The sequence below is a fragment of the Flavobacterium notoginsengisoli genome, assembly GCF_014207905.1.
In the GTDB taxonomy this organism is placed as follows: domain Bacteria; phylum Bacteroidota; class Bacteroidia; order Flavobacteriales; family Flavobacteriaceae; genus Flavobacterium; species Flavobacterium notoginsengisoli_A.
Map to the genome: position 1 here is coordinate 659,915 of NZ_JACHLB010000001.1, position 14,128 is coordinate 674,042.

Below are 14,128 nucleotides of genomic sequence, written 5' to 3' on the forward strand. Positions count from 1 at the left end.
TCTCGCAAAGACGCAGAGTTGCAAAGTTTCTTCTTTTTTTAAGTTTTAATTAATAAAACCTTTGCGACTCTGCGTCTTTGCGAGCAATTTTCTATGTTTAAAAAACTTAAAATAATCTCGTAAACGTAGTATTCTTTAAGAATATATTCCGCCGTTAATATTGATAATTTCTCCTGTAATATAACTTGCTTTTTTAGAAATCAAAAAGCTTACCAAATCTGCAACTTCTTCGGCTTCGCCAAAACGATTTACCGGAATAAGTTTTAGTAATTCTTTTTCGTCCAATTCACTAGTCATATCCGTTTTAATAAAACCTGGAGCAACAGCATTTACCGTAATATTTCTTTTGGCAACTTCTTGCGCCAATGCTTTTGTAGCGGCAACAATAGCGCCTTTTGCAGCCGAATAATTAGTTTGTCCTGCAGTTCCTTTTACTCCAGAAACAGAAACGATGTTTACAATTCGGCCGTATTTATTGCGAAGCATTTTTTGAATAAAAAATTGCGTTACATTAAAGAATCCGTTTGTACTTGTATTCATTACGCTGTTCCAGTCTTGCGGTGTCATCCACATAAAAAGACCGTCTTTTGTAATTCCTGCATTATTTACAATCGCTTCAACCAGTTTTTCAGGATTTTCTTCCTGCCATTTGGTTAGAACGTTTTGCACTTGTTCGAAATCGGCAACATCAAAACCTAAAATTTCTCCTGTTGCACCTAATTTCTCAATTTCTTGTAATGTTTCTTCGGCAGCTGTTTTATTCGAATGATAATTGATCAGAATATGATAATCGGATTCTACGGCTAATTTTTTACAAATAGCACTTCCAATTCCTCTCGAACCGCCTGTTACTAATACACATTTCATTTAATGTAGGTTTTATTTTTATTTGTCATAAATGAAACCGCTTTACAGAACGCAATTTCATTTATGCAAATTTTATAATTTATTTGGAGGTAAATATTATTTCTTTTTTTTCGGTGCTGGTTTTGCCGCTGGTTTTTTTGCAACAGCTTTAGTTTCCTCTTTTGGTTTTTCAGCAGGAGCTGCAACTGGCTGAGGTTTTTCTGTACTCTTAGAAAATAATTCAGCATTTTCAAACCATTGATTGGCTAAAACTGTTCCGTCTGGTTTAAGAAATCCCCATTTTCCTTCGTTTTTAACTCTTGCAACACCACTGATAAATCCTTTGTCTTGTTGTGTAAACATCGCAATAATGGCATTGGTAGTAATACCGTATTGTGTTGGAATGACCAATTTTCCAGATTCGTTGATAAATCCCCAATTGCTTTCTTTAACTGGAGCTAATCCGTTTGTACTGAAAACTTCTGCATCGCTGTAAGTTGGCTCAATTACAAATTTTCCTTCTGGATTAATAAATCCCCATTTTTTTCCAACTAAAACTGGAGCTAAATTTTTTGAGAAAGCTTTTCCTTTATCATAAATAGGAAGAATTACCCAATTTCCTTTCAAATCGATATAACCAATTTTTCCGTTTTTCTTAGCATAAGTTAAATCTTGAGTTTCGAAATCCCAGATTTTTTCAGCTCCATCAACCGGAGTAAATTTTCCTCCACTTACTAATCCGAAAGTTTTATCTTTTCTAGCCCAAGTTGTTCCTTTAAAATAATTTCCGATTTCAGCATAAGCAGGTTCAACTAGTTCCTTTCCGTTAGTATCGATAATTCCCCAGTTTTTGTTTAATTCTACTCTTGCGTAACCATTTTCAAAAGGTTTGATTTGATCGTATTTTGGTTCCAGAACAACAGTCATTTTGTTGTTAATTAAACCCACTTTATTGTTTTGTCTGATGAACGCAACACCGTCATTAAAATCAAAAACTTTGTCAGAGGTAGGCGCTTTTTGGATTTCACCTTTAGTATTAATATAAACCCACTCTTTATCTTTTTGTACAACAGCAATTCCGTTGTTAAAATCTTTAGCATCTTTAAAGTCTGCTGGAATTACCCAAGTTCCTTTAGTATCGATGAAACCCCATTTTCCGCCATTTTCTACAGCAGCCAAACCTTCAGAAAAACTTCTAGCCGATTTGTATTGTGGTTCGATTTTAAAAGATCCGTCTTTAGAAAGATATCCAATTTTGGAGTTCTTTTTAACTAATGCCAATTCTTGACTATTAACAAATTGAATACTTACCAGCAGCAAAAAAATAAGTGTCTTTTTCATGATTTTAAAAATTCAATGTTTAACGATTAAAAAACTAAAACTCTTTGGGGCAAATTTGTATATCAATTTTTAACTGTTGATCAAATAATCTTTAACTTTTTGAACAAAAGGATACATTACTTGATCTTCTTTAAATGTTGGAATTATATTTCTGATATCATCGTACCATTTTTTAGTAACAGATGAAATTTTTCCTTTTTGATCTAAATAATCAATTGCCTGAGCGATTGTGATTAATTCGATTGCTAAAACTTCGAATGAGTTTTCAATTACTTTTGCTGTCATCACCGCAGCATTTGTTCCCATACTTACAATGTCTTGATTGTCATTGTTGTTTGGAATACTGTGAACGTACATTGGATTTGATAATGTCTGACTTTCTGCAGTAGTTGAAGTTGCAACGAACTGAACACCCTGCATTCCGAAATTGAATCCTAAAGTTCCTAAGTTCACAAATGGAGGAAGCAATTCATTAATTTTTGAATTTAATAAATAATTCAATTGACGTTCTGCCAACATCGTTAATTTAGTGATAACGATTTTCAGTTTATCCATTTCTAGCGAAATATAATCTCCGTGGAAATTTCCTCCGTGGTAAACGTGCTGGTTTTTTACATCAATAATTGGGTTGTCGTTTGCTGAGTTAAATTCGTCTTCCAAAATAGAAGCGACATTATTAATGGTTTCTAAAACCGGACCCAAAATTTGAGGAACACATCTTAGTGAATAATATTCCTGAACTTTTTCTTTGAAGATTTCTTCGGTGTTTTCACCAGAATATAAATGGTCTTCTCTTTTACGGATTAAAGTACTGTCAGAAAGATTTTTTCTCATTCTTTCTGCCACTTCCTGCTGTCCTTTATGACGTTTCGTTTGATTTAATTCCTCAGAAAAATGATCGTCGTAAGCTTGTACTAATTCGTTGATTGCACATGAAGCTTTTAACGACCAGTCTAATAATTTTTGTGCGTAATGCACATTTACAACGCCAATTCCCGTCATTACAGAAGTTCCGTTGATTAACGCCAAACCTTCTCTAATTTCTACTTGAATTGGTTTTAAACCTTCGATTTCGAAAACTTCTGGAGTTGGTCTTCTTTCTCCTTTATAAAAAACTTCGCCTTCGCCAATTAAAACTAATGCTAAATGCGATAATTGCACTAAGTCACCACTTGCTCCAACGCCACCATGTTCAAAAATTAAAGGCGTAATATCTCTATTGATTAATTCTGCCATTAAATGAATAACAGAAGAATGAACTCCTGAATTTCCTAAAGAAAGAGTATTTAATCTTGCTAAAATGGCCGCTTTTGCACATTCTGGATTTAAAGGTTTCCCTGTTCCAGAAGAGTGGCTTCTAATTAAATTATATTGCAGTTGAATTTGATCTGACTCTTTAATTCTGTATTGAGCCATCGGACCAAAGCCAGTATTGACTCCGTAGATTACTTTGTTTCCTGAGAATTCTTTCAAGAAATTAAAACTTTCGTTCACTCGATTTAAAACCACATCGCTTATGGCAACTTTATTTTTACCAAAAATTATGGCTTCAAATTCTGCTAAACTTAAATATTCATTTATTGTATTCATCAAATCTATTTTGGTTGCGCTAATTTAATTTTATTTATCAAAATAATTGTAGTTATTTTGATGATGGCAAATGTAGGTTAATTAATGATAATAATTCTAATATGACAAAGGAGTTTGTTGATGTTTTAGTGATTGGTGCAGGACCATCTGGATGTGTTTCGGCATCTTACTTGTTTAAAAACAATGTTAAGGTTAAGGTTGTAGAAAAACAAAAGTTCCCGAGACTTGTTGTTGGTGAAAGCCTTATTCCGCGTGTAATGGACCATTTTGCTGAGGCAGAATTGTTTGAAGCGCTTGATGCCATGAACTTCGAGAAAAAATTAGGAGCTCGTTTTATTAGAGGCGAAGAAATCTGCAATTTCGATTTTAGCAAGAAATTTGGAGAAGGCTGGGATTGGACTTGGCAAGTTCCAAGAGCTGATTTTGATAACACAATGGCGCAGGAAATTATCAGAAAAGGAATTGATTTGGAATTTGAATCAGAAGTTTTGGAAGTTTCTTTTGAAGGAAAAAATTCAAAAACCATTGTAAAAGATAAAGATGGAAATCTGAAAGAAATTCACGCTAAATTTATTATCGACTCAAGCGGATACGGACGTGTTTTGCCAAGACTTTTAGATTTGGATACGCCATCAAAATTAGATCCGCATTCTTCTATTTTTACGCATGTTAAGGATATAAACAGAGAAGAAGGTGTAGAAGGAACTCAAATTTCTTTTGATATTCTAGAAACTGAAGTCTGGCTTTGGGTAATTCCATTTTCTAACGGAAATACAAGTTTAGGAGTTGTTGGTCCGACAGATTTCATCAATTCACTTTCTGAAAATAAAGACAATGCCGAGGCTTTGAAAAATGCGATTCAGAAGTCTGATTATTATATTAAAAGATTCGCAGGAACAGAATTTTTGTTTGAGCCAGTTAAATTAGAAAACTATTCTAGAGCTGTAAAAAGAATGTATGGAGATGGTTTTGCTTTAACAGGAAACAGTTCTGAATTTTTAGATCCAGTTTTCTCTTCAGGAGTAGCTTTTGCAACAGAATCAGGAATGTTGGCAGCAAAATTATATTTAAAAGAATCACAAGGAATTCCTGTTGATTGGGAAGTGGAGTTTACGCAATATATGAAACGCGGAATTGCTGTTTTCACCACTTATGTACAAGAATGGTACACAGGGAATTTACAAACGCTGTTTTTCCACCAGCCTGAAAATCCTGAAGTAAAAGAAAAAATATGTGCTGTTTTAGCAGGTTATGTTTGGAACGAAGAAAATTCGTTTGTCAAAAAACATGATCATGTAATTGCGAATATGGCGTATTTATTAAATATGCAAAAAGAACAAAGCCCTGAATAATCAGGGCTTTTTTTTATAAAAACAATTTATTTTGTGAATTCATTCCATTAGGAATGTCTGGTCGGTAGAAATTAAATTTGAATTGTGATAATACGTTCCGTAGGAAAGTTTGATTAATGGATATGTATATTATTTCCGTATATCAAATGTCCCTACAGGACATAATGCAAAATGGCAATATTTTTTTCTACCGACCAGATATTCCTACGGAATATGAAATAATATTTTTATTTCGTTTTCTTTATAATAAGTTTAGACATCGATTTTGCCGTTTTTGCATAACCTTCTCCAAGTCGAGATTCGTTGCTAAAGTTGCTTCCCCATTGGTCTCCAGGAGCTTCATCACTTGTAATTTCTAACAACACATTTGATTTATTAGCGGAGTCAACAAATTTTAGGTTTGTTGTAACTTTTGCAGGTTGTTTCATAATTCCTGCGTCCCAGCCAGGGAAAAGCCAAACTGTTTTTACAATAAGTGTATAAGGCGTTTTTAAACCTTCTTGAAAATTTAAATCTTTTTTCTCTTTGGTTAAAACGGTATTTGCAATTTCTAAAAATTTAGGTGTCCAGATTTGGTCTTTTGCTGCGATCCATTTTTTCTCCCAGATATTACCGTTTCCTTTTGCTTTTTTATCTAAATCGGCTTTGTGTTCTTGAACGTATTGTGCTTCAGGCATTTTTTCTTTCATCATAGTAAAATCACTATAATCGAATATTACATTGACTTCTTTTTGGTCTTTTAAAAAGTCAAAATTTCCTTGAACAACATTCATATCCTGAGCAAATATTACTCCTGAAATAAAAAAGCATGCGATAATTAGTTTTTTCATTTGTTGATTAATTAAGGTTAATTTTCAATAATTTAAAATTAATTAAAAACATTAATAAACAACATATTACGTGTTAAAATAAAATTACCATTTGGTAGTAAAACAAAAATAGGATTTCAATTTTGAAATCCTATTTTTTTATTTTTTGAATGAACAGTTGAATTTTACAATCCAAATATTTTATCCATTAAAATCCATTTTTGTCCCGGTTTTGCCCAAGGTAAAGCTTGTTGGAATTTCCACATTAATGTTTCCCATTCCTGAACTTTTTCGTTTGCAGCATCAGCCATATCTTTCTTTTCGAAAGTAAAATCGGCGTCCGCTTCGATAATCATGAACAATCGGTTTCCGGTGCAGTAAATATCCAGAACTTCAATTCCAGAATCTTGAATGCTTTTTTTAATTTCTGGCCATACATTTTCATGCAGTTCTTTGTATTCTGCAATTAAATCTGCATCATCTTTTAGATCTAAAGCCAGATAGAATTTTTGTGTTGCCATAATCTAAATTTATCCTTGGTAAGCTACAGCAGTTTGTTTGCTTGTACCTAAACCTTCAATTCCTAATTCGATTACGTCACCCGCTTTAATGTAAATTGGATCTGGTTTAATTCCTAATCCAACTCCTGGAGGTGTTCCTGTACTGATTACATCGCCAGGAAGCAATGTCATAAACTGACTTAAATAATGCACTAAAAATGGAATTTTGAAAATTAAATTTGAAGTATTGCTGTTTTGGAAAGTTTTTCCGTTAACCGTAAGCCACATTTTTAGATTGTTTACATCGCCAACTTCGTCTGGAGTTGCCATAATTGGTCCAAGAGGAGCGAAAGTATCAGAACCTTTTCCTTTTGCCCATTGTCCGCCTCTTTCGATTTGGAATGCTCTTTCGCTGTAATCATTCAAAAGGCAATATCCTGCGATATAGTTTGGTGCATCTTCTTCAGAAACATAGCTTGCTTTTTTGCCTACAACAAATGCTAATTCTACTTCCCAGTCTGTTTTTTCACTGTTTTTTGGAATGATCAAATTGTCATTTGGTCCGCATAAAGAAGTGGTTGATTTGAAGAAAATAATTGGTTCTTCTGGAATTGCAGCACCAGTTTCTTCGCAGTGATCTACGTAATTTAATCCAATGCAGATAATTTTTGATGGACGCGCAACTGGCGAACCTAAACGTACTGAATCGCTTACTTCTGGTAAAGATGGATTATTTTTTAAGGCTTCTTCTAATTTTGCTAAACCGTCATTTTCAAAAAAAGCTTCGTTGTAATCTGTTACAATAGACGAAACATCGTATCTTTTTTCATTTAGTAAAACTCCTGGTTTTTCCTTTCCTTCTTCTCCGAATCTAATAAGTTTCATATTTTAATTTTTTAGTAATGTGTATTTTTTTTTAGCCACAGATTTAAAAGATTAAAATGATTTCTTTAGGTTGTCACCCTGAGCGAAGTCGAAGGGCGTTCCAATTGGACGTGGGCTTCGACTTCGCTCAGCCTGACAGCATTTATGATATAAAAATCCTTTTAATCTTTTAAATCTGTGGCAAAATAAATTTTTAGTTGTTTAATTTGATAAAACCACCATCAATTGGGTAGTCTGAACCTGTGATGAAAGACGATTCGTCACTGCATAAGAATAAAGCTAAAGTTGCAATTTCTTCTGGTTTTCCCATACGGCCGATTGGCTGTGATTGTGATAGTTTTTCGAAAATTTCTTCTTCTTTTCCAGGATAATTTTTAGCAATAAATCCGTCTACAAAAGGCGTGTGAACTCTCGCTGGAGAAATAGAATTACATCTGATTTTATCATTCAAATAATCTTTTGCAACCGATAAAGTCATTGCCATAACCGCTCCTTTTGCAGTAGAATAAGCAAAACGATCTGGAATTCCAACCCAGCTTGCAATAGAAGCTAAATTCAGGATAACTCCTCCGCCAGAACTTCTAAGCGCTGGAATCGAAGCGTGAAGACAGTTGTAAACTCCTTTTACATTTACATTCATAATACGATCAAAATCAGCTTCAGCCGTTGTGTCTACTTTTCCAACGTGAGCAATTCCTGCATTGTTTACCAAAATATGGATATTTCCGATTTTCTCAAAAGTTGATTTTACCTGCTCGTGGTTTGAAACATCGCAAGCGTGAGCAAAAACATTTCCGCCAGCAGATTTAATTTCTTCAACCGTTTCTTTTGCGCTTTCTTCTGTTAATTCTAAAACGTGAACTTCTGCACCTTGTTTAGCAAATAAAACAGAAATCGCTCTTCCGATTCCGCTTCCGCCTCCAGTGATAATTGCTTTTTTATTTTGTAATGAAAACATTTTATATAATTTTTTTAAAGTTATTTTTAATTGAGTCTTTTACAAAGATACGCCGCGTTTCCACGGAATAAAATCGTCTTGATTTAATTGTACTGCTTTCGGAATAATTTCGCCGCTTGCCGCTTTGATGCAATATTCTAAAATTTCCTCGCCCATTTCTTCAATAGACTTTTCACCACTGATAATTGGTCCGCAGTCAATATCGATAATATCTTTCATTCGGGTTGCCAAAACCGAATTTGTAGCTACTTTAATAACTGGACAAACCGGGTTTCCTGTCGGAGTTCCTAATCCCGTTGTAAACAAAATTAAAGTCGCTCCAGAAGCCGCTTTTCCAGTCGTCGCTTCTACGTCATTTCCTGGCGTACAAACCAAACTTAATCCAGGTTTTGTAACCAATTCGGTATAATCCAAAACATCAACAACAGGTGAAGTTCCGCCTTTTTTGGCTGCTCCTGCACTTTTGATCGCATCCGTAATTAATCCATCTTTTATATTTCCCGGAGAAGGATTCATATGGAAACCAGAGCCTACTTTATGCGCTAGTTCATCATAAGATTCCATTAAATCAATAAATTTTCTAGCTTTATCTTCAGTAATACATCTGTCAATTAAATTTTGTTCGGCACCGCATAATTCTGGAAATTCTGCCAAAAGAATTTTTCCGCCTAAAGCGACAACCAAATCAGAAGTATAACCCACAGCAGGATTTGCAGAAACACCGCTGAAACCATCGCTTCCACCACATTTTACACCAATGCATAAATCGCTTAAAGGCGCATCGGTTCTCTCGTATTGATTGATTTCAATTAAACCTTCAAAAGTTTTTTTGATGGCATTTGTAATCAGTACTTCTTCGCTTTCTGTTTGTTGCTGTTCAAAAATAAACAACGGTTTATCAAAATCAGGGTTTTGTCTTTTTACATCATTTACAAAATCCTGAACTTGTAAATGCTGACATCCTAAACTCAAAAGCGTGATTCCGCCAACATTCGGGTGATTCGCATAAGAAGCCAATAAAGCGCTCAAAGTAGAAGCATCCTGACGCGTTCCGCCGCAACCACCTTGGTGATTTAAGAATTTAATTCCGTCCACATTTTCAAAAACACGTTTGTTTTTTGGAGTCGGATTCAATTCAATATTGATATCGTTTATATCATTTCCGTTCAAATAACCCTGAAGTAATTCGTGCGTAAATTGATTGTATTTGTCTGTTACAGCATAACCCAATTGCTTGTGTAAAGCCTCTTTGATTACGTCCAAATTTCTGTTTTCACAAAAAACAGTCGGGATAAAAAGCCAGTAATTAGCCGTTCCAACGCGTCCGTCTTTTCTTTTGTAACCTTTAAAAGTTCGGTTTTCAAATTTAGAAACATCAGGAGCATTCCATTCATAAGAAGCATTTCTGTAGGCATAAGGATCTGCAGCATGTTTTAAGTTTTCGGTCGTCATTAAACTTCCTTTTGCCACATCGTTTTGCACTTTTCCAACCAAAACGCCGTACATATTCACTTCTTCTCCCTGCTTCATGTCTTGCATGTAGAATTTATGTTTGGCTTTGATGAGGTCTTGTAAAACGTAAGATTCGTTCTCAAAATGTATGGTTTCACCTTTTTGTAAGTCGGTTAAGGCAACCAATACATTATCATCTGGATGCAGTTTTACAACCAGTTTTTTTGTGTTATTCTCAGACATTGTGTTGTTGTTTTTTTCTTTTTTTTGATGTCGTTGCTTTCATTCTATAACATTTTAATCTTCTGATTTTGTATAGAATTCGGGCATTTAACGAAAAATAAAATTAGCCTTTTTACCTATTCCTTAATAGTCTAATATTATCTGTATCTAATCTTTAATTATCTTTGCAGAATGAAATTGGAACAAACCAAAATAGCGTCTTATCTCAACACCAAAGTTTCGGTGCTGAATCGTATTGAACCTTTTTTTCAAGCGCCGTTTCATTCGCATCCGGAATTGGAATTGGTTTATGTGAAAGAGAGTTACGGAAAACGAATTATCGGAAATTCGGTAATGCCGTTTGAGCCTGGTGATATGGTTTTTTTAGGTTCGGATATTCCGCATGTTTGGCTGAATGATGAAAAATATTATCAGGGAATTGAAGATTTAAGAGCCAATTCGATTGTTGTATATTTTCATAAAGATATTTTTGGTCCGACTTTTTACGAATTAAAAGAAACTCAAAAAATCAACGAACTTTTTTTTCAGGCAGGAAAGGGAATTTCGATTATCGGAAAGACCAATAAACAGATTGCGAAAAAACTGGAGAAATTAGTTGCTAAAAAAGACTTTGAAGTTATCGTCGGACTTTTTGAGATTTTGTCTATTCTTTCTGAAAGTCAGGATACGATTTACATTAATGATGAAATTTATTCTCTGATGCAGAAGGATGCAAAAGTTGACCGTCTGTCGGAGGTTTTTCAATATGTAAATAAAAATTTCAAACGAAATATAGCTTTAAGCGAAATTGCCGCTGTCGCGAATATGACGCCGACTTCTTTCTGCCGAATGTTTAAAGTAAAAACAAAGAAAAATTTTGTGGACTATTTGCACGAAATCCGAATTTCGAATGCCTGTAAATTGCTGTTGGAAACCGATAAAAGTATGTCTGAGATTGCGTATGAATGTGGTTATAAAACGGCATCGGATTTTAATAAACTCTTCAAAAAGGTTAAGGGAATTACTCCTTCGGATTTTAAAAATAACGCTAAGGTTAGTTTTGCCACAGATTATAAAGATTAGAAATGATTTTAAAATCCTGTTTTGTCGGGCTGAGCGAAGTCGAAGCCCACGTCCAATTGGAGCGCCCTTCGACTTCGCTCAGGGTGACAAACTAAAACAAATCTTTTTAATCCTTATAATCTGTGGCTAAAAAATTAAATAGATCTATCTAAATGTGTATAACCTCCGTCAACATAAATAATCTGTCCAGTAGTGTGGCTTGATTTTTCAGATAATAAGAAAACCACCATATTTGCGATTTCCTCAGCGGTTGTCATTCTGTTTTCTAACGGAATATTTTTAGTGATTGCAGCTAGCTTTTCTTCTTTGTTTTCAAAAGTATTAATCCATGTTTCGTAAAGTGGAGTGTAACATTCAGCTACAATTACAGCGTTTACACGAATGCTGTATTTCAGCAATTCAACCGCCCATTCTCTGGTTAAAGCATTTCTTCCACCGTTTGAAGCAGCATAAGCTGAGGTTCCGCCTTGACCGGTTTCGGCAGTTTTTGAACCGATGTTTACAATTGCTCCTTTTGATTCTTTCAAATATGGAAGAGCATGTTGTGCCATTAAATAATAGTGCACTAAATTTTTATGAAGCGAAGCAGCGAAATCTTCATAATTTCCGCTTTCTAATCCAACACCGTCATTAACGCCGGCATTGTTTACCAATCCGTCGATTCTTCCGAATTTTGCGATTACGGCTTCAACGGCTTTTTTGCAGTCTTCAGGTTTGGTTAAATCGGCAGCAACTTGGTGCGCTTCTTTTCCAATGGCTTTTAATTCTTCTACGGCTTTGATGTTGTCATTTTCGTTACGTCCAACAATAAACGGAATTGCATTTTCTTCGGCTAAAACCTTAACGATTCCTAAACCGATTCCTTTTGCACCTCCCGTAACGATAATGATTTTTTGGGTTAATGATAACTGCATGGTATTTATGTATTATAATTTGAAATTCTGTTTATTTCTTTTTGCCACAGATTATAAGGATTAAAAAGATTGTTACTCTACTGTTTGTCAGGCTGAGCGAAGTCGAAGCCCGATTCCAATTGGAGCGCCCTTCGACTTCGCTCAGGGTGACAATGTAATTCATTAATCTTTTAAATCTGTGTCATATATTTTATTGAATAGATTTCTCTTTAAAAATTTACAGCTGTTGTTCATGACAAACAACAGCTGTAAAAATAGAGAGAATAGAACTGATAATTTATTACCAGAACTTAACGTAAAGCGCAACAATAATCAACATCGTAATTACGATTAAGACAGTTGTTTGCGGTTTAACTTTAAACATTCCAGGCTCAGTCTCGAATGCTTTAGGGTTTACTTTTGGCCCAGCAAAACTTATCAAGATCATCGCAAGCATTGTGAAGAAGAATGATAATCCCATACAGATATGGAAAGGAATTTCGAAAGCTCCTTTTCCGTTAGGGTAAGCTGTGTATAAAAGTGTATCGTGTCCAAATAAAGCTGGAGCATATTCGTTGAATAAAACAGATAATAAGAATCCTAAGATTACCCCAACGATTGCAGCTGTTCCTGTAGTTCTTTTCCAGAACATACCTAAGAAGAACATGGCAAAAACTCCAGGGCTAATGAATCCAGTGTATTTTTGGATGTATGTAAATCCACCAACACCACCAATTCCAAGAACGTCATTCCATGTAAATAGAACAGCTAAAAGCATTGCAGCAAAAACGGCAAGTCTACCAATGTTTACTTGTTGTTTCTCACCAGCATCTTTTTGAATGTATTTTTTATGAACGTCTAATGTGTAGATTGTAGAAATACTGTTTACTTTACCCGCTAAAGACGCTACAATTGCAGCAGTCAAGGCAGCAACAGAAAGTCCTTTTAATCCAGTTGGAAGGAATGTTAATACAGCAGAGTAAGCTCCGTCTTTTCCTCCAACTAATTGTGGTAAATGTCCGTTTGTATATAAAACGTAAGCTGCAATACCAGGAAGCATTACGATAAGAGGCATTAATAATTTTAACATACCAGCAAATAAAATTCCTGTACGAGCCGTTTGTAAGTCAGCACCAAGAGCTCTTTGCGTAATGTATTGGTTACATCCCCAGTAGTTTAAGTTGATGATCCAGATACCAGCAGCGTAAGATAACAATCCTGGGAAAGTTAAATATTTATCGATTTCAAGCTGTGTAGAAGTTGCAGTTGGTTTTGGAATAATCATTTTGAAATGCTCAGGAGCTTCTGTCATTAACACTTTAAAACCTTCAATAGCACTGCTGCTAATTCCTAATTTTTCTCCAACAGTTACCAATGCAATGTAAGAAGTTACCAAACCTCCAATGATTAATACAGCAACCTGAATAACGTCTGTGTAAGCCACAACTTTCATTCCTCCAAGAGAAATAAATAATGCGAAAACTGCAAGACCGATCATGATTGCGTGCAGATATTCTCCACCAGCAAGACCATTAATAGCAACTGCTCCTAAATATAAGATTGAAGTTAAGTTTACAAAAACATACAAAAACAACCAGAAAACTGCCATAATCAAAGCAGTAGATTCGTTGTAACGTGTTTTTAAGAACTGAGGCATCGTGTAAATCTTGTTTTTAAGATAAACAGGGATAAACCATACAGCTACGATAATAAGCGCAATAGCAGCAAGCCATTCGTAAGCAGCAACAGCGATTCCTAAGAAGAAACCTTCACCACTCATACCGATGAATTGTTCTGCAGAGATGTTAGAAGCAATAAGAGAAGCTCCAATTGCCCACCATGTTAAATTTCCTTCAGCCAAAAAGTAAGCTTTAGCATCTTGTTCGTCTTGTTTACGTTTGCGGTAAACCGTGTAACCGTAGACCGAAACTACGATAAAATAGATAATAAAAACCGCATAATCTGCGAAAGCGAGGTTTTGGTTCATTGTTAGTAGTATTTTAAATAATTATTATAGGGTTAAATTTGTTTATTTGGTTTTATGCTTTATAATCTTATTAAAAATGCAAGATGTGTTTTATTTCCGTTATTTTTTTATGAAAATAAAAGTGGAAGCCAAATGTAAAATAAAAATTTAGAAATCAACTATCAGCAAATGTGTTTTTTACATTTATCTGACGGTAATTCTGTTAAATTT

12 protein-coding genes are annotated in these 14,128 nt (G+C 34.7%); 2 read left to right on the plus strand and 10 right to left on the minus strand.

All coding sequences use genetic code 11. From position 1 onward, the window contains the following. Positions 1–135 precede the first annotated feature (135 nt). The 3 genes from fabG to HNP35_RS02840 form a co-directional block, all read right to left on the minus strand. Positions 136–867 carry a 3-oxoacyl-ACP reductase FabG gene (gene fabG, locus HNP35_RS02830; protein ID WP_184158644.1) on the minus strand — a complete coding sequence of 244 codons (732 nt, stop codon included), beginning with the start codon at positions 865–867 and terminating at the stop codon, positions 136–138. A 96-nt stretch (positions 868–963) separates the two neighbouring features. Beyond that, entirely contained in the window at positions 964–2,187 is a 1,224-nt protein-coding gene (locus HNP35_RS02835; protein ID WP_184158642.1) for a WG repeat-containing protein, read from the minus strand. Positions 2,188–2,256: 69 nt separating this feature from the next. After that, complete coding sequence (locus HNP35_RS02840; protein WP_184158640.1) at positions 2,257–3,777, minus strand: HAL/PAL/TAL family ammonia-lyase; 1,521 nt, start codon at positions 3,775–3,777, stop codon at positions 2,257–2,259. Positions 3,778–3,878: 101 nt separating this feature from the next. On the opposite strand from HNP35_RS02840, the gene HNP35_RS02845 reads away from it, so the two are divergent. Continuing rightward, the gene (locus HNP35_RS02845) at positions 3,879–5,129 is read left to right on the plus strand and encodes an NAD(P)/FAD-dependent oxidoreductase (RefSeq protein ID WP_184158638.1); all 1,251 of its coding nucleotides are present in this window, start codon (positions 3,879–3,881) and stop codon (positions 5,127–5,129) included. A 227-nt stretch (positions 5,130–5,356) separates the two neighbouring features. Here the strand turns inward: HNP35_RS02845 and HNP35_RS02850 are convergent, their stop codons facing one another. From HNP35_RS02850 to HNP35_RS02870, 5 genes are all read right to left on the minus strand, one after another. Then, positions 5,357–5,959: a hypothetical protein gene (locus tag HNP35_RS02850; RefSeq protein ID WP_184158636.1), complete on the minus strand. Its 603-nt coding sequence runs from the start codon at positions 5,957–5,959 to the stop codon at positions 5,357–5,359. Between the two features lie 164 nt (positions 5,960–6,123). Next, on the minus strand, positions 6,124–6,459 hold the full coding sequence (locus HNP35_RS02855; protein ID WP_184158634.1) for an L-rhamnose mutarotase: 336 nt from the start codon (positions 6,457–6,459) through the stop codon (positions 6,124–6,126). A 9-nt stretch (positions 6,460–6,468) separates the two neighbouring features. Continuing rightward, positions 6,469–7,323 carry a fumarylacetoacetate hydrolase family protein gene (locus HNP35_RS02860; protein WP_111423052.1) on the minus strand — a complete coding sequence of 285 codons (855 nt, stop codon included), beginning with the start codon at positions 7,321–7,323 and terminating at the stop codon, positions 6,469–6,471. A gap of 193 nt (positions 7,324–7,516) precedes the next feature. Next, complete coding sequence (locus HNP35_RS02865) at positions 7,517–8,281, minus strand: SDR family NAD(P)-dependent oxidoreductase (protein ID WP_184158632.1); 765 nt, start codon at positions 8,279–8,281, stop codon at positions 7,517–7,519. Between the two features lie 39 nt (positions 8,282–8,320). Next, complete coding sequence (locus HNP35_RS02870) at positions 8,321–9,976, minus strand: UxaA family hydrolase (protein WP_184158630.1); 1,656 nt, start codon at positions 9,974–9,976, stop codon at positions 8,321–8,323. A gap of 171 nt (positions 9,977–10,147) precedes the next feature. Here HNP35_RS02870 and HNP35_RS02875 point away from each other — a divergent pair, with 171 nt between their 5' ends. Continuing rightward, positions 10,148–11,038: an AraC family transcriptional regulator gene (locus tag HNP35_RS02875; protein ID WP_184158628.1), complete on the plus strand. Its 891-nt coding sequence runs from the start codon at positions 10,148–10,150 to the stop codon at positions 11,036–11,038. A gap of 134 nt (positions 11,039–11,172) precedes the next feature. Here HNP35_RS02875 and HNP35_RS02880 read toward each other — a convergent pair whose 3' ends face one another. Both HNP35_RS02880 and HNP35_RS02885 read right to left on the minus strand, forming a co-directional pair. Continuing rightward, positions 11,173–11,952: an SDR family oxidoreductase gene (locus HNP35_RS02880; RefSeq protein WP_184158626.1), complete on the minus strand. Its 780-nt coding sequence runs from the start codon at positions 11,950–11,952 to the stop codon at positions 11,173–11,175. A gap of 280 nt (positions 11,953–12,232) precedes the next feature. Then, positions 12,233–13,918, minus strand: a complete 1,686-nt coding sequence (locus HNP35_RS02885) for a sodium/sugar symporter (RefSeq protein ID WP_184158625.1) — start codon at positions 13,916–13,918, stop codon at positions 12,233–12,235. Between the last annotated feature and the right edge of the window lie 210 nt (positions 13,919–14,128).